The organism is Janthinobacterium sp. TB1-E2 (genome assembly GCF_036885605.1).
Taxonomy (GTDB): domain Bacteria; phylum Pseudomonadota; class Gammaproteobacteria; order Burkholderiales; family Burkholderiaceae_D; genus Janthinobacterium; species Janthinobacterium aestuarii.
In genome coordinates, this window is the sequence record NZ_CP142523.1 from 5,457,688 (window position 1) to 5,475,123 (window position 17,436).

13 protein-coding genes are annotated in these 17,436 nt (G+C 64.9%); 12 read left to right on the plus strand and 1 reads right to left on the minus strand.

Annotation, left to right across the window (positions count from 1 at the left end; genetic code table 11):
- Positions 1-7: 7 nt before the first annotated feature.
- From OPV09_RS24570 to OPV09_RS24625, 12 genes are all read left to right on the plus strand, one after another.
- Complete coding sequence (locus OPV09_RS24570) at positions 8-883, plus strand: aldo/keto reductase family oxidoreductase (RefSeq protein WP_338679605.1); 876 nt, start codon at positions 8-10, stop codon at positions 881-883.
- 21 nt (positions 884-904) lie between these two features.
- Positions 905-1,366, plus strand: coding sequence for a MarR family transcriptional regulator (locus tag OPV09_RS24575; protein ID WP_338679606.1), 462 nt, complete (start codon positions 905-907; stop codon positions 1,364-1,366).
- Between the two features lie 165 nt (positions 1,367-1,531).
- Positions 1,532-3,907: a M1 family metallopeptidase gene (locus OPV09_RS24580; protein WP_338679607.1), complete on the plus strand. Its 2,376-nt coding sequence runs from the start codon at positions 1,532-1,534 to the stop codon at positions 3,905-3,907.
- Positions 3,904-4,392: a DUF6702 family protein gene (locus OPV09_RS24585; RefSeq protein WP_338679608.1), complete on the plus strand. Its 489-nt coding sequence runs from the start codon at positions 3,904-3,906 to the stop codon at positions 4,390-4,392. Before OPV09_RS24580 ends, OPV09_RS24585 begins: the two co-directional genes overlap by 4 nt.
- A gap of 21 nt (positions 4,393-4,413) precedes the next feature.
- On the plus strand, positions 4,414-6,450 hold the full coding sequence (locus OPV09_RS24590) for a TonB-dependent receptor (protein WP_338679609.1): 2,037 nt from the start codon (positions 4,414-4,416) through the stop codon (positions 6,448-6,450).
- Between the two features lie 102 nt (positions 6,451-6,552).
- Positions 6,553-7,287 (plus strand): 2OG-Fe dioxygenase family protein, encoded by a 735-nt coding sequence (locus tag OPV09_RS24595; RefSeq protein WP_338679610.1) that lies wholly within the window; start codon positions 6,553-6,555, stop codon positions 7,285-7,287.
- A gap of 142 nt (positions 7,288-7,429) precedes the next feature.
- Positions 7,430-8,791, plus strand: a complete 1,362-nt coding sequence (locus tag OPV09_RS24600; RefSeq protein ID WP_072455624.1) for a hybrid sensor histidine kinase/response regulator — start codon at positions 7,430-7,432, stop codon at positions 8,789-8,791.
- Positions 8,792-9,055: 264 nt separating this feature from the next.
- Entirely contained in the window at positions 9,056-9,784 is a 729-nt protein-coding gene (locus OPV09_RS24605) for a CerR family C-terminal domain-containing protein (RefSeq protein WP_338679611.1), read from the plus strand.
- On the plus strand, positions 9,781-11,193 hold the full coding sequence (locus OPV09_RS24610) for an efflux transporter outer membrane subunit (RefSeq protein ID WP_338679612.1): 1,413 nt from the start codon (positions 9,781-9,783) through the stop codon (positions 11,191-11,193). Before OPV09_RS24605 ends, OPV09_RS24610 begins: the two co-directional genes overlap by 4 nt.
- A 12-nt stretch (positions 11,194-11,205) precedes the next feature.
- On the plus strand, positions 11,206-12,372 hold the full coding sequence (locus OPV09_RS24615) for an efflux RND transporter periplasmic adaptor subunit (protein ID WP_331776956.1): 1,167 nt from the start codon (positions 11,206-11,208) through the stop codon (positions 12,370-12,372).
- A 9-nt stretch (positions 12,373-12,381) separates the two neighbouring features.
- Positions 12,382-15,498, plus strand: coding sequence for an efflux RND transporter permease subunit (locus OPV09_RS24620; protein ID WP_070301362.1), 3,117 nt, complete (start codon positions 12,382-12,384; stop codon positions 15,496-15,498).
- A gap of 131 nt (positions 15,499-15,629) precedes the next feature.
- Positions 15,630-16,607, plus strand: a complete 978-nt coding sequence (locus tag OPV09_RS24625) for a hypothetical protein (protein WP_070301361.1) — start codon at positions 15,630-15,632, stop codon at positions 16,605-16,607.
- A 39-nt stretch (positions 16,608-16,646) separates the two neighbouring features.
- Here OPV09_RS24625 and OPV09_RS24630 read toward each other — a convergent pair whose 3' ends face one another.
- Positions 16,647-17,387 carry a tetratricopeptide repeat protein gene (locus tag OPV09_RS24630; RefSeq protein ID WP_070301360.1) on the minus strand — a complete coding sequence of 247 codons (741 nt, stop codon included), beginning with the start codon at positions 17,385-17,387 and terminating at the stop codon, positions 16,647-16,649.
- Between the last annotated feature and the right edge of the window lie 49 nt (positions 17,388-17,436).

Sequence of the window (17,436 nt, forward strand, 5' to 3'; positions counted from 1 at the left end):
AGCTGCCATGCACACGCCTTCCCCCGCCCGCGACCAATTCACGCCCGCCCATTGCGACATCGTATTCAACCACCTCGGCTACGGCGCCATGCAACTGGCCGGCCCGCACGTCTGGGGACCGCCGAAAGACCGCACCGCCGCCGTCGCCGTGCTGCGCGAGGCCATCGAACTGGGCGTCAACCATATCGACACGTCGGATTTTTACGGCCCGCACGTCACCAACCAGATCATCCGCGAAGCGCTGCATCCCTACCGCGACGGCTTGACCATCGTCACCAAGATCGGCTTCGTGCGCGGCGCCGACCAGTCTTGGCTGCCGGCCGCATCGCCACAGCAGCTGCGCGACGCCGTGCACGACAACCTGCGCAATCTGGGACTGGACGTGCTCGACGTGGTCAACCTGCGCGCGCCGGGCATGGCCGGCCCGGACGGCTCGTCGCTTGCCGGGCCGCTGGACACGCTGGTGCAGCTGCAGCGCGAAGGCCTGGTGCGCCATATCGGCCTGTCCAATGTCGATGCGGCCCAGGTGGCCGAGGCACAGCGCATCAGCCCCATCGTCTGCGTGCAGAACCACTACAACCTGGCGCACCGCGCGGACGATGCGCTGATCGACTCCCTGGCTGCGCAAGGCATCGCCTATGTGCCCTTCTTCCCCCTCGGCGGCTTTTCGCCGCTGCAGTCCGATACCTTGAACCAGGTGGCGGCCGCCCTGCAAGCCACGCCGATGCAGGTGGCGCTGGCCTGGCTGCTGCAGCGCGCGCCGAACATGCTGGTCATTCCCGGCACCTCGTCGGTGGCGCATCTGCGTGAAAACGTCGCGGCCGGCGCGCTCAGGCTCGATGCACAGGCGCTGGCGGCATTGAGGTCGCTTGCAACTAAGTAGCGCACTATATATACTGTGCCCATGGATACCACTACCACTACCAACCCCTTGCACCAGGTGCCGCGCCTGGACGGCCAGCTGTGCTTTGCGCTGTACTCGACCTCGCTTGCCATGAACAAGCTGTACCGCAAGCTGCTGCGCAAGCTCGGCCTCACCTATTCGCAATACCTGGTGATGATGGTGTTGTGGGAGCGCGACGGCTTGACGGTATCGGAAGTGGGCGAGCGCCTGTTCCTCGATTCGGCCACCCTGACGCCCTTGCTCAAGCGCATGGAGCAATCGGGCTTGCTCACGCGCACGCGCGCCGCCAGCGACGAGCGCCAGGTCATCATTTCCCTCACGCAGCAGGGCGACCAGCTGCGCCACGAGGCGGCCCTGCTGCCAGAGGCCATCCTGGCGGCCAGCCACTGCAGCGTGGAGCAGGTTGTGGACATGAAACAACAACTGAACCAGTTGCGCGACAGCCTGATGAAAAGTGAGTGAAAGCACCGCTTTTCCGAGCAAAATCAGGCAAAGCATTGCCCTGACAGCGCCACGCAAAAGCTGGCGCGAAATCCGCCTTTCTTTATTACAAATCGATACATGGATGGCCCCACCCTGCGTATAGAATAGTTGCCACTATTTCCTTACAACAACATCAGGGTGATCATGCGCATACCTTTCGGCTCCGTCGCTTCGCTGGCTCTGTGCTTTACCGTATCGGCCTTTGCCGCCGAGCCATTCGACGACAAGTTCCGCCAGCTCGAAGAAGTGCTGCCCACCCCGAATACCTACCGCACCGCCTCCGGCGCGCCAGGCCACGCCTACTGGCAGCAGCGCGCCGACTACACGATCCGCGCCACCCTCGATGAAGCCAAACGCGAAATCGCCGGCAGCGGCACCATCACCTATCACAACCAGTCGCCCGACACGCTCGGCTACCTGTGGGTGCAGCTGGACCAGAATATCTACAAGCCCGATTCCGACGCGCGCCGCATGGCCACGGCGCCGTCGCGCCAGGCGTGGGCCAAGACGACGGGCGAAGACACGATGAAATTCGAAGGCTTGCGCGGCATCCTCGCGCGCGGCGACTTCCAGGGCGGCTTCAATATCCGCGCATTGAAAAGCGCCGATGGCCAGCCCCTGAAGTACGTTGTCAACCGCACCATGATGCGCATCGACCTGCCGCAGCCCTTGAAACCGGGCCAGGATTTCGTCTTCCAGGTCGACTGGGACTACCGCATCAACGAACAGAAGGTGCTGGGCGGGCGCGCCGGCTATGAAGTCTTCGACGACAAGAACGCCCTGTTCGAAGTGGCGCAGTGGTTTCCCCGCATGGCCGCCTATTACGACGCGGCCGGCTGGCAGCACAAGCAGTTCCTCGGCTCGGGCGAATTCACGCTGGAGTTTGGCGACTACGACGTGCAACTGACGGTGCCTGCCGACCATATCGTCGCCTCCACGGGCCAGCTGCAAAACCCGCAGGACGTGCTGTCGTCCCCGCAGCGCGAGCGCCTGGAAAAAGCCCGCGGCAGCGACAAGCCTGTCGTCATCGTCACGCAAAAGGAAGCGGAAGCGGCCGAGAAATCCGTCAGCCGCGCGCAAAAAACGTGGCACTTCAAGGCGGCCAACGTGCGCGACTTCGCCTGGGCCTCGAGCCGCAAGTTCATCTGGGATGCGCAGGGCTACAAGAAGGGCGGCAGCGATGTGATGGCCATGTCCTACTATCCGAAAGAGGGCAATCCGCTGTGGGAAAAGTACAGCACGCAAGCCATCGTGCACACGATCGAGCAGTACAACAAGTACAGCATAGCCTACCCGTACCCGACGGCCATTTCCGTCAACGGCCCCGTGGGCGGCATGGAGTATCCGATGATCTCGTTCAACGGCCCCCGTCCGGTGAAAGACAAGAAGACGGGCGAGCTGACCTACTCGAAACGCACCAAGTATGGCCTGATCGGCGTGATCATCCACGAGGTGGGCCACAACTACTATCCGATGATCATCAACTCGGACGAGCGCCAGTGGACGTGGATGGACGAAGGCCTCAACACCTTCGTGCAATACCTGGCGCAGCAGGCGTGGGAAGAAAACTATCCTGCCTCACGGGGCGAGCCGCGCGAGATCGTCGACTACATGCGCAGCCGCGACCAGGTGCCCATCATGACCAATTCCGAGTCCCTGCTGCAGTTCGGTAACAACGCCTACGCCAAGCCGGCGGCGGGCCTGAACATCCTGCGCGAGACCATCCTCGGGCGCGAACTGTTCGACTACGCGTTCAAGGAATATGCGCAACGCTGGAAGTTCAAGCGCCCCACGCCCGCCGACTTTTTCCGCACTATGGAAGACGCTTCCGGCACGGACCTCGACTGGTTCTGGCGCGGCTGGTTCTATACGTCCGACCCGGTCGACATCAGCATCGACGGCATCAGCGAATACGGCGTGAGCTCGAAAGATCCGGCCACGGAAAAAGCGTGGAGAAAGACGCAGAAAGAGGCCCAGCCGGAATCCGTCACGAGCCGCGCCAACAAGGGCATGCCGCGCCGCGTCGATGCGCATCCGGAGCTCAAGGATTTCTATAACCAGCACGACGATTTCACGGTGACCAACAAGGACCGCAACGCCTACGCCGAAGCGCTGGCCAGCCTGGAACCGTGGGAAAAGGACTTGCTGAAACAGGGCAAGCACCTGTACCTGGTCGACCTGTCGAACGTGGGCGGCATGGTCATGCCCCTGATCCTCGAGATCGAACTGAAAAGCGGCAAGAAATACGTCGAGCGCGTGCCGGCCGAAGTGTGGCGCTACTCGCCGAAGAAAATCACCAAGGTCGTCATCACGGACGAGCCGATGGTGGGCCTGGTGCAAGACCCGTACTGGGAAACGGCCGACATCGACACGAGCAACAATAGCTGGCCGCGCAAGATCACGCCATCGCGCCTGGAGCTGTTCAAGAGCGAGAAGTCGCCCAAGGATAACCTGATGCGCGATTTCCATACGCCGCTGAAAGGCCACAACGGCGGCGCGTCCAAGGGCGACGAGGCATGAACTGCTGGCGCGCGCTGGGCGCTGCCTTGCTGGCCTGCGCCAGCATGGCGGCCGGCGCCCACAACTTCCACATGGGTATCGCCGACATCAGCTACAACGCGGCCAGCGGCAGCACGGAAGTGGTGCACACCTACACGGGCCACGACGTCGAGGCGCTGCTGACGAACCTGTACCAGCGCCAGTTCGACCTGGGCCAGGAAGACAGCGAAGCGGCGCTGCGCCGCTATGTGGAAAAACAGTTTTACCTCGTAGGGCCGGATGGCAAGCGCTTGCGCCTGAACTGGGTCGGCATGAAGGTCAACGCCGACAATGTGGTCATCTTCCAGGAGCTCGAACGCACGCGCCTGGCCCCTGCCACGCGCATCCACAACCAGTTGCTGATCGACTTCCTGCCCAGCCAGCGCAATACCCTCAACGTGCAGGACAGCGGCGCCATCCAGACGCTGATTTTCGACCGCCAGAACACGGAACTGCCGATCCGCTAAGGCCCGCCCCCTATTACATCCATGACGCCACGCTCTCTTCCCTTGCTCCTTGCCGCCCTGTTTTCAGCCACCGCCGCCCGTGCCGACGACATCTTCCAGCGCGTGCTGATCGACGGTTCGCGCCTGAACCAGTTGGGCGTGGCCGATTCGGCCAACGCGGGCAGCGTCACGCAACAGCAGCTCGACGCGCGCACCAGCTACCGGCCCGGCGAATTGCTCGAAGCCGTGCCGGGACTGATCGTCAGCCAGCATAGCGGCGAAGGCAAGGCCAACCAGTTCTACCTGCGCGGCTTCAACCTCGATCATGGCACGGACCTGCGCACCACGGTCGACGAAATGCCCGTCAACCAGCGCAGCCATGGCCACGGGCAGGGCTGGACGGACCTGAACTTTCTGATCCCCGAACTGGCCATGCGCCTCGATTACAAAAAGGGGCCGTATTCGGCGGCCCAAGGCGATTTCTCCTCGGCCGGCGCGGCATCCGTCGTCTACGCGAACCGCCTGACGCAGGGCATCGCCAGCGTGGGCGTCGGGCAAAACGGTTTTCGCCGCGCCCTGCTGGCCGACTCGCTCGATGCGGGTGACGGCAGCCTGCTGTACGCGCTCGAAGCGCAGCACAACGACGGCCCGTTCACGCAGCCGGACCGCTACCGCAAGCGCAATGGCGTGCTGCGCTACAGCGAAGGCTATGCCAACAACGGCTTCAACGTCACGGCCATGGCGTATGACGCCAGCTGGAACGCCACCGACCAGATTCCGCTGCGCGCCGTGCAGGATGGCACCCTGGGCCGCTTCGACGCCATCGATGCCAGCGACGGCGGCAAGGCGCAGCGCTACAGCCTGTCGGGCGCCTGGCGCCAGACGACGGACGACGTGTCGTCCAGGGTCAGCGCGTATGTGATCGCCAACCGCCTGGCCCTGTTCTCGAATTTTACGTATGCGATGGACGCCCCCGATAACGGCGACCAGTTCGCCCAGCCCGACCGGCGCGTGACGGCCGGCCTCGACGCCAGCCACACCTGGCACCGCCACACGGACAGGGGCAGCAGCGACACCACCATCGGCCTGCAGCTCCAGAACGACAATATCCGCAATGGCCTGTACAACACGCGGCAGCGCCAGACCGTGTCGACCACGCGGCAAGACCATATCGTTGAATCGAGCATCGGCGTGTATGGCGAAAACAGCACGCGCTGGTCGCGCTGGCTGCGCACCGTGGCCGGCCTGCGCGCGGACGCCTACCGCTTCGACGTGCGCAGCGACCGGCCGGAAAATTCAGGCAAGGCCAGCGACCATTTGTTCAGTCCCAGCCTGAGCGTGATCGCCGGACCGTGGCGCGATACGGAAGCGTATATCAACATTGGCAATGGGTTTCACAGCAACGACGCTCGCGGCACGACGATCACGGTCGACCCGAAAACGGGCGAAGCTGCCGACAAGGTCACGCCTCTGGTGCGCTCGCGCGGACTGGAACTGGGCTTGCGCAGCGCCGCCATCGCCGGCCTGCAAACGTCGCTGTCGCTGTACCGCCTGGACTTCGATTCCGAACTGCTGTTCATCGGCGACGCGGGCGCCACCGAGGCGGGCCGCCCCAGCCGCCGCTACGGCATCGAGTTTTCCAGCTACTACAAGGCGGCCAGATGGCTGTCGCTGGACCTGGACCTCGCGTATGCGCGCGCACGCTCGCGCGGCAGCGACCCGGCGGGCGACTTCATCCCCGGCGCCATCGAAGGCGTGGCCCAGCTGGCCATGACGGTGACGCCGCCAGGGCCGTGGTCGGGCTCCTTGCGCCTGCGCTACTTCGGTCCGCGCCCGCTGGTGGAAGACAACAGCGTGCGCTCGTCGGCCAGCGTGGGCTTGAACGGGCGCATCGCCTACCAGATCGACAAGACCTTGCGCGTGGAGGTCGAAGGCTACAACCTGGCCAACCGGCGCGACTCGGCCATCGATTACTACTATGCCTCGCGCCTGCCCGGCGAGGCGCAGCCCGTCGACGACATCCACTTCCATCCGGTGGAATCGCGCTCGCTGCGCCTGACCCTGGTAAAGAATTTTTAAGTAAACAAGAATAATTCTTATCGGACTGCACAGGAAACGCCGCGAAGTCGTAGAATGCCAGGCTGGATAAACTGAGACAGGCCGCGTTGCGGCCGCACTGCCATGAGCACTTCCGCACCGATCTTTACCGACCCGTCCCACGTCAAGGAAGCCTTGCGCGATGACGGCTATGCCGTCCTGCGCCCGCAGGACATGGCCGCGCTGGCCGGCTGCCCGCTGGACGCATTGCGCGCGCTGGAAGGGAGCTGGAATACCCTGGCGCTGGACAATTACCTGAAGGATGGCGGCCGCTATCGCCGCCGGCGCCACTCGTGCTTCGTGCAGGATGGCGGGCGCCTGACGCAGACGGCGCACCGTCCGCACTGGCAACCGGTGGAATACAACGCCCTGCACGGGGGCATGCACCGCCTGTTCGAACCGGTCGAAGCGGCTATCGTCGCGCAAGCGGCCTGGCAGCAGCTGATCCGCGCGCTGGGCGACGTCTGCTCCCAAGTCAAGGGCAGCCAGCCGTGGTTCATCGAGGCGCACCAGTTCCGCATCGATACGACGGACGGCATCGGCCGCCCCACGCCGGAAGGCGCGCACCGCGATGGCGTCGATTTCGTCGCCGTGCTGCTGATCGGGCGCGAACAGGTCAAGGGCGGCGAGACGCGCATCTTCGAAGCGGACGGCCCCAACGGCAAGCGTTTTACCCTGACCGAGCCGTGGTCGCTGCTGCTGCTCGACGACGCTGCCGTCATCCACGAATCGACGCCGATCCAGCCCGTCGGCGAGCACGGCCACCGCGACACCCTCGTGCTGACCTATCGCGCAGGCCAGTTCCAGGGCGAAAACTGACAGGCGGCCACAGCATTGCCTGTGGCCAAAATAGTTACTTGGAAGTTACTTTTGCAGACCTAAATCCGATATAGTCATACGATGTCGATATTGCGCGCTCACGGCGCCCAGCATCACCACACTGAAATCCTAGGAGAGGTCTGTGGACTCCAACAACCAAATCAAGCCTGACGAAATCGAGATCCTGATCGTCGAGGACAGCCCGACCCAGGCGGAGCGCTTGCGCCGCCTGATCCAGTCGCTGCACTACAACGCGCGCGTGGCGGCGAATGGCCAGCTGGCCCTGGCCGCCATCCGCGAGCGCAAGCCGCACCTGGTGCTGTCCGATATCGTCATGCCTGAAATGAATGGCTACGACCTGTGCCGCGCCATCAAGTCCGATCCGACCCTGCGCGACATCCCCGTGATCCTCGTCACCTCGCTCAACGATCCGAAGGACATCATCCGCGGCATCGAGTGCGGTGCCGACAATTTCATCCGCAAGCCCTACGCGGAAGACTACCTGCTCAACCGCATCAGCCACATGCTGATGAACCAGAAGCTGCGCAAGAACCAGAACGTGGAAATCGGCATCGCCCTGTACCTGGGCGACCAGAAGCATTTCATCAATGCGGAACGCCAGCAAATCCTCGACCTGCTGATCTCCACCTATGAACAGGCGGTACAGGTCAACGGCGAACTGCAGGCGCGCGAACGCCAGGTGATCGAGCTGAACATGCGCCTGGCGCACCATGCGGCCGAACTGGAAACCATCAACCGCGAAATCGCCCTGAAAAACCTGGAACTGGCCGAAGCGAGCCGCATGAAGTCCGCCTTCATCGCCAATATGTCGCATGAACTGCGCACGCCGCTCAACGCCATCATCGGATTCACGGGCGCGCTGCTGATGAAACTGCCCGGCCCACTGACGTCCGACCAGGACAAGCAGCTGAACACCATCCGCGCCAGCGCGCGCCATCTGCTCTCGCTGATCAACGACATCCTCGACGTGGCCAAGATCGAGGCGGGCAAGCTGACGCTATCGATCGAGCCCGTGCACTGCCAGGAGCTGATGGCCGACGTGGCCGACACCCTGCGCCCGCTGGCCCAGCAAAAAGGCCTGGCGCTGGAACTCGAACTGGGCGAGCCAGGCCAGCCGCCCGCCATCATCGAGACGGACCGCCGCGCACTGACACAGATCCTCATCAACCTGCTCAACAACGCCATCAAGTTCACGGAACAGGGCACGGTGCGCATCAGCCTGTCCCAGCGCGACGAAGACGGCGTGCTGGTGACGGAAATGAGCATCGCCGACAGCGGCGCCGGCATCAAGGAAGAAGACCAGGCCAAGCTGTTCCAGGCCTTCTCGCAGCTCGATTCCACCTCCACGCGCCACGTGGAAGGCGCGGGACTGGGCCTGTACCTGTGCCAGAACCTGGCCAACGCCATCGGCGGCGCCCTGTTCTTCAACAGCGACTACGGCTCGGGCAGCACGTTTACCTTGGCCCTGCGCAGCAAGACCTGAGCTTCTGTGCGCCGCAGCATGGAATACGGGCTTTTTGCCATCGAAAAGAGGCCGATACAGTAGTTCTACGGTATTGCACCGCACCATTTTCAGCGCTATAGTAGAACTGTCTCCTCCAATTCGTTCTCCGAACATTGGATTCAGCCCGCGAATACAACCGCGGGCTTTTTTTTGCCTGCGTTTTTCATTATCTTCATCCTTTCTTAACTAAATCAACCGGCTTAGTTATATCAATCGTTTGAGATATATGATTAAATCCCCGGCATGATTGAAAAAAACGCCATCCCCACTTCCCATGCCGACGACGGGCGCAAGCCCCGTTCCGACGGCGAGCAGTCGCGCGAGCGGCTGCTGCATAGCGCCATCCGCCTGTTTGCCGAGCAAGGCTACGCCAAGACGTCCACGCGCGAGCTGGCGCAGGCGGCCGGCACCAACGCGGCCGCCATCAGCTACTATTTTGGCGACAAGGCGGGACTGTACCGCGCCGCCTTTGCGCAGCAGTCAGCGGACCCGCAAGACAATATCGCCCTGTACGAGCAACCGCATTTCACCTTGCGCCAAAGCCTGGAAGGCTTCTATGCGCAATTGCTCGCTCCCATGCAGCAGGGCGACATCGCGCGCGACTGCATGCGCCTGTGGTGCCGCGAAATGCTCGAACCGACTGGCCTGTGGGCGCGCGAAATCGACCAGAACATCCGCCCCGAACACGAAGCGCTCACGCGCGTGCTGGCGCGCCACCTGGGCGCCCCCGACAACAGCGACGACATGCATCGGCTGGCGTTTTCCATCGCTTCGCTGGCACTGCAGCACATGGTGGGCACCGAGGTGCTGCACACCTTGCGCCCGCAACTGCTGGAATCGCCGCATGCTATCGACACCTGGCTGGCGCGCCTGACCGACTACGCGCTGGCCATGGCCGACGTCGAGCGCCGGCGCCTGGCAATTCCTCCCTCACTCTCTACACCTCAACAACAAGCAGAAGGACCAGCATGACGACTATTCGATGCACCGTTCAACGCGCCCTGGCCGCCAGCATCGTGCTGGCGCTGGGCGGTTGCGCCCTGCAGGGGCCGCCCGCGGCGGTGCCCGCCAGCGCGCCCGCGCAGTGGCAGGCGCCGCTGCCGCACAACGGCAAGCTGACGGACTTGGCCAGCTGGTGGCAGGGCCAGGGCGACAGCCTGCTGGTGGAATTGATCAACGACGCGCAGCAGGTCAGCCCGACCATCGCCGCCGCAGGCACGCGCATCGTGCAAGCGCGCGCGGACCGCATCGCCAGCGGCGCCGCGCTGGCGCCCACCTTGGACGCGACAGGCAGCGTGGTGCGCACCAGCCAGCAATCGGCCCAGCCCAGCGGCACCACCTCGCAGGCCGCGCTGCAGGCGTCGTGGGAAATCGACGTGTTCGGCGCCAACCGCGCCACGCGCGACGCGGCCCAGGAGCGCTACGACAGCGCCCGCGCGCTCTGGCATGAAGCCCGCGTCTCGGTGGCCGCCGAAGTGGCGAACCAATATTACGCCTTGCGCACCTGCCAGCAATTGCAGGCCGTGTCCGAACAGGACGCCGTCTCGCGCCGCGACTCGGCGCGCCTGACGGAACTGAGCGCCGGCGCCGGCTTCCAGCCGCCCGCCAATGCCGCGCTGGCCCGCGCCAGCGCCGCCGAAGGCGCCAGCCGCGCCATCGAACAGCGGGCCGCCTGCGACGTGAATATCAAGGCGCTGGTGGCCCTGTCGGCCATGCCGGAAGCGTCGCTGCGTCAGAAGCTGGCGGCCAGCCCCGCCATCCTGCCTTCGCCCGTGGCGATTGCGGAACTGCCGGCGCAAACCCTGGGCCAGCGTCCCGACATCTACAGCGCCGAACGCGAAGTGGCGGCGGCCAGCTTCGAAGTGCGCGGCGCGCAGGCGCAGCGCTATCCCCGCCTGAGCCTGGCCGGCTCCATCGGCAAGGGCAATATCCGCGCCGGCGGCACCAGCATCACGGCCAGCACCTGGAGCATCGGCCCGCTGGCCGTCAGCCTGCCCATCTTCGACGGCGGCACGCGCCGCGCGCAGATCGATGCGGCCACGGCGCGCTACGACGAAGCCGTGGTGAAATACCGCGCCGGCGTGCGCCAGGCCGTGCGCGAAGTGGAAGAAGCACTGGTCAACCTGGCCAGCACGGACGAGCGCAGCGGCCATGCGAAAACGGCACTGGAAGGCTACCGCGTGTCGTTCGTCGCCACGGAAGACCGCTACAAGAATGGCCTGGCCAGCCTGATCGAACTGGAAGACGCGCGCCGCACGCGCCTGGCCGCCGAAAACACGGTGGTCAACCTCGAGCGCGAACGCAGTGCCGCCTGGGTAGCGCTGTACCGCGCCGCCGGCGGCGGCTGGACCAGCAGCGCCATCGCCAACAACGCCCCCTGACGGATACACAACATGAAAAAACTGACCTTGAAACCGATGGCGTTCGCCCTTGCCGCCCTTTGCGTGATGCTGGGTGCGGGCGTGGCCCTGTACTCTCCTTCCTCTACGGCGGCCGATGACGCCAAGGATAAAAACGCGACGCAAAAACCGGCGCTCACCGTCACCACGGCCAAGCCGCAGACGGCCAGCCTGCCCATCAAGCTGAAGGCCAACGGCAACGTGGCCGCCTGGCAGGAAGCCGTCATCGGCAGCGAATCGAACGGCTTGCGCCTGACCGACGTGCGCGTGAACGTGGGCGACGTCGTGCGCGCCGGCCAGGTGCTGGCCGTGTTCTCGAACGACACGGTGAACGCCGACGTGGCGCAAACGAAGGCCGCCGTGCTGGAAGCGCAAGCCAATGCGGCGGAAGCGGCCGCCAACGCGCAGCGCGCCCGCTCGCTGCAAAGCACGGGCGCCATCAGCGCGCAGCAGATCAGTCAGTACCTGACGGCAGAACAGACGGCCAACGCGCGCATCGCGTCCGCCAAGGCGCAGCTGGCGTCGCAGCAGCTGCGCCTGAAATACACGCAGGTGGTGGCGCCCGACAGCGGCATCATCTCTTCGCGCTCGGCCACCGTGGGGTCGGTGGTGGGCGCCGGCACGGAACTGTTCCGCATGATCCGCCAGGGCCGCCTCGAATGGCGCGCCGAAGTGACGGCCACCGAGCTGCTGAATCTGAAGCCGGGCACCCTGGCGCAAGTGAAGGCAGCCAACGGCAGCGTCTTGACGGGCAAGGTGCGCATGATCGCCCCTACCGTCGATCCGCAGACGCGTTCCGCCCTCGTGTATGTCGACCTGCCTGCCGGCACGGGCAGCAACGCGCCGTTCAAGGCCGGCATGTACGCCAGCGGCGAATTCGAACTGGGCACCTCGGGCGCGCTGACGGTACCGCAACAGGCGATTGCCGTGCGCGATGGCTTCAGCTATGTCTTCCGCCTCAATCCCGACCAGCGGGTCAGCCAGATCAAGGTGCAGGCCGGACGGCGCCTGAGCGACCGCATTGAAATCCTTGGCGGCATCACGGCCGACACCACCATCGTCGTCAGCGGCGCAGGCTTCCTCAATGACGGCGATCTGGTACGGAATGTACCGGCTCCGGCAGCGGCCAAGGCTGCTGTAGCACCGGCAGCGAAAAAGTAAGGAGAGGCCATGAATTTTTCCTCCCTCTCGATCAAGAACCCGATCCCGGCCATCATGCTGTTCGCGCTGCTGACCCTGGCCGGTCTGCTGGCCTACAAGGCCAATCCGGTGCAGGATTTCCCCGACATCGAACTGCCCATCGTCACCGTCAGCGCGGTGCTGCCCGGCGCCGCGCCAGCCCAGCTGGAAACAGAAGTGGCGCGCAAGATCGAAGACTCCGTCGCCACCTTGCAAGGCGTGAAAAACATCTACACCAAGGTGCTCGATGGCGTCGTCACGGTGACCGTCGAATTCATCCTGGAAAAGCAGATCGCCGAAGCCGTCAACGATGTGCGCGACGCCGTCGCCCGCGTCAAGGCGGACATGCCGGCCGAGCTGCGCGACCCCACCGTCACCAAGGCTTCCACGGCCGGCAGGGTCGTGCTGACCTTTATCGCCACGGCGAAACCGGGCGTGGACAACCCGCTCGACTCTCCCGACCTGTCCTGGTTCGTCGACAATACGGTGGCCAAGCGCCTCTTGACGGTGCCCGGCGTGGGCGCCGTCACCAGAGTCGGCGGCGTCTACCGCGAGATCCAGGTCGAACTCGACGAGGCGCGCATGGCCGCATTGAAAGTGTCGGCCCTCGACGTGTCGCGCCAGCTGCGCCTGGTGCAGCGCGAAGCGCCTGGCGGGCGGGGCGACATCAGCGGCGCCGAGCAGTCGGTGCGCACCATCGCCACAGTGAAAACGGCCGATGAACTGTCGCGCGTGGAAGTGCCGCTGCCGGACGGGCGCCATGTGCGCCTGGACCAGGTAGCCACCGTGCGCGACACCATCGCCGAACCGCGCGCGCTGGCCGAGCAGGATGGCAAGACGGTCGTCGCCTTTGAAGTATTCCGCACCAAGGGCGCCAGCGAAGTGGCTGTCGCCAAGGGCGCGCGCGACGCCATCGCCGACCTGCAGAAGGAAAACCCGAACGTGGTGCTGCAGCAGTCGATCGACAATGCCTTCCCCGTCGAGGAAAACTTCGACGGCTCGATGGAGCTGCTGTACGAAGGCGCGCTGCTGGCCGTGCTGGTGGTGTGGTGGTTCCTGCGCGACTGGCGCGCCACCCTGGTGGCCGCCGCCGCCCTGCCCCTGTCCGTGATGCCCGCCTTCCTCGGCATCTACTGGTTCGGCTACACGCTCAATACCGTCACCCTGCTGTCGCTGGCCCTCGTCGTCGGCGTGCTGGTCGACGACGCCATCGTGGAAATCGAAAACATCGAGCGCCATCTGCGCATGGGCAAGTCGCCAATGGAAGCGGCCATGGAGGCGGCCGACGAAATCGGCATGGCGGTCATCGCCACCACCTTCGCGCTGGTGGCCGTGTTCCTGCCGACGGCCTTCATGAGCGGCATCCCCGGCCTGTTCTTCAAGCAGTTCGGCTGGACGGCCGTGCTGGCCGTGCTGGCGTCCTTGGTGGTGGCGCGGCTGCTCACGCCGATGATGGCGGCCTATATCCTGAAACCGCTGCCGCACAAGGAAGAGCAGGATGGCTGGCTGATGACGCGCTACCTGACGGTCATGCGCTGGTGCCTGAACCACCGCGGCATCACGGCCATCGCCGCGGCCCTGTTCTTTGTCGGCGCCATCGCGCTCGTGCCGCTGCTGCCGACCGGTTTCGTGCCGGCCGCCGACCGTGCGCAGACGCAGATCAACCTGGAACTGCCACCCGGCTCCACCCTGGGCGAAACGCAGGCCGTGGCGGCCCTGGCGCGCGATGCGGCCATGCGCACGCCGGGCATCGAGGGTGTCTTCAGTTCGATCGGCGGCGGCTCCAGCGGCGACGCCTTCGCCCCCGGCGCTGCGGCCGAGGCGCGCCGCGCCGTGCTGACCCTGACCACCGTGCACCGCACGGAGCGCAAGGAATCGATGGCGGACCTGGAAACGCAGCTGCGCCAGAAGCTCGATACCATCCCCGGCGCCCGCTTCACGGTGGGACCGCCCGACACGGGCGTCAAGATGCAGCTGGTGCTGCGCTCGGAAGACCCGGTGGCGCTGATGGCGGCGGCGCAAAAGGTCGAGCGCGAACTGCGTAGCCTGAAGGGCATCGGCAACGTCAATTCCAGCGCCTCGCTGGTGCGCCCGGAAATCATCGTGCGTCCCGATTTCGCCAAGGCGGCCGACCTGGGCGTGACGGCGGCGGCCATCGGCGAAACCGTGCGCGTGGCCACGGCCGGCGACTACGACACGGACCTGACGAAAATGAACCTGCCCGAGCGGCAAGTACCGATCCGCGTCAAGCTGCCCAATAGCGTGCGCGCCGACCTGGCCGCCATCGAGCGCCTGACCGTGCCCGGCAAGAATGGCCCCGTGCGCCTGGCGAACGTGGCCACGGTGACGATGGAAAGCGGCCCGGCGCAGATCGACCGCCTGAACCGCAGCCGCAACGTGACCCTCGACGTGGAACTCGGTTCGCGCACCCTGGGCGAACTGAATGAAGAGGCGCGTGCGCTGCCGTCGATGAAGAATTTGCCGCCGTCCGTGAAGATCGCCGAACTGGGCGACGCGCAGGAGATGGCCTCGCTGTTCGCCAGCTTCGGCCTGGCCATGCTGATCGGCGTGCTGTGCATCTACTGCGTGCTGGTGCTGCTGTTCAAGGACTTCATGCAGCCGGTGACCATCCTGGCGGCGCTGCCGCTGTCGATCGGCGGCGCCTTCGTGGCGCTCCTGATTACGGGCAGCGCCCTGTCGATGCCCTCGATGATCGGCCTGATCATGCTGATGGGGATCGTCACCAAGAACTCGATCCTGCTGGTCGACTATGCGATCCTGGCGCGCCAGGCCGGCATGAACCGCTTCGATGCGCTGGTCGACGCCTGCCACAAGCGCAGCCGCCCGATTTTGATGACGACCATCGCCATGGGCGCCGGCATGATGCCGCTGGCGCTGGGCTGGGGCGCCGACCCCAGCTTCCGTTCGCCGATGGCCATTACCGTCATCGGCGGCCTGATCACGTCGACCCTGTTGAGCCTGCTGGTGGTGCCGGCCGTGTTCACCTACATCGACGACCTCGAGCACCTGCTCAAGCGCGGCATGGCGAAACTGCGCCGCCAGAAGGCGCCGCTGCGGCGCGATGACAAGGTGGCGCTGGAAAAATAAGCGCCACGGTCAATTGCAAAATCGCCCCCTGCGGGCAAGGAAACGAGGGACCGGCCGCCAGGCCGCGCTCCCTCGCTTTCATCTATCTGGCATACTGCGCCCATTCTCCATGAACGCAATCTGCCCTGCCTATGAATTACCGCACTCCGCTCGTCCTGCTGATGGCATCCGCGCTGCTCGGCGCCTGCTCGGACAAGACCGCCCCCGCCAGCGCCGACCTGGCAGCTGACGTGGTCACCGAAGTCCCCGCTGCCGCTGCCGCAGCAGACACCGCATCGGCCGAACACGTGCCGCCGCCGGCCGCCACCGCCCCTCGGACGGAAGCGATGAACACGCCCCAGGCGCGCGAGCGCGAAGTGGGCATGATGCGCGCCGTCTTCGGCAAGGACTACCGCAGCGACAGCGAAGATGCGCTGGCCGACCTGCCCGATCCCGATAACCACGTCGACAAGCTCAGTTACGTGGTCAGCGCCGTCAGCCACAAGCTGCTGCCCGATGGCAGCGCCATCCTGGTGGCGAATGCGGAAACGGCCAACACGGAAGGCACGGCCGAATCGGCGCATGCTTCACCGGGGCTGCTGAATGTCTTTTTTCTGGCGCCCAAGGGCCAGCCGGAAGACGGCCAGTGGCAAGTCGTGAAACGCCTGGAAAACATCGCCGCCCTGGGTTCGTCGGGGCAGCTCGGCGAAGTCCACTGGGTCATGCTGAGCGCGAACAAGCCGGGACTGGCGATCCGCCATGGCTATACGGGCCAGGGCTACACCATCACGCAACTGGCCCTGTTTGAAATCGGCGACGGCAAGGTCACCTCACTCGATGGTGCCATCGACCTGTATTCGGACAATATGGGCGCCTGCGGGCCCGAGACGGACGAGTGCTGGATGGTCAAGGGGAACTGGCGCTTCGCGCCGGCGCGCAATGGCGGCGCCTATGATGACTTGCTGATCGATTTCAAGGGCGCCTCCGAGAAGATCAAGCCCGGCGTCACGGTCAAGCCCGACGAAGACCCGCCGCGCATCGCCACGCCCCTGAACAACCACGCGCGCTACGGCTTCGATGGCAAGGGATATAAACTGATTGAAGGGAAGAACACGGTGCCTGGCGTGTAATGGGGTCAGACCCGCCGGGTCTGACCCCACGTAAGCCAGCTACTTGCGCGCCGCTTCCAGGCGCGCCAGCAGCGGCGCATACATGGCACGCGTATGGCTGCTCCAGCGGGCCATGGCGCTGTCGATATCGAGCAGCAGGCGTTCCGACAATACCTTGTCGCCCTGCTGCAGCGCCCAGATCGCGCACTCCGCGCGGCACTCGAAACTGTTGTAGCGCGTCAGCGCATCGTCGAATTCCGCCTTTGCTTCCACCTGGCGCCCGCTTTGCGCCAGCGCGCGCGCCGTCAGCAGGGACACCATCTCGGGACGGAAATGCATATCCGTGCGGCGGATGAATTCGAGGTGCGTCAAGGCCTCGGCGCCACGTTCGCACTCCAGGTAGGCGCGCGCCGCACCGAGGCGAATTTCCAGGTCCGATGCGAACGCCCCCTGCAGGCAGGCTTCGTACGTCGATGCCGCTTCCTTTGCATCGCCCGCCTCGAGCTGCGCGCTGGCCAGGCGCATCTGGTTTTGCGCCGTCGGCGTATACTCGAAGGCCGCTTTCGCCTCGCGCAATTCGCGGTTCGGATCGAGCACCTGCACGGCCACCGAAGCGACCTTGCGCGCGCCTTGCGGCAGGCGCGAATTGGGCAGGTAGATGGCGAAGAAATACACCACGCTGCCCAGCAGCGGAAACATGAATAAAATGAGCAGCCAGTACAGCTGCTGCCCGTTGCGCACCACATGGATCGCAAAAAATACCGCGATCAGGATGTGGATGCCTATGCCAAAAATCGTCATGCTGCGACCTCGTTCGTGATGGGAGCAGCTGGCACCATGCCGCCGCTTT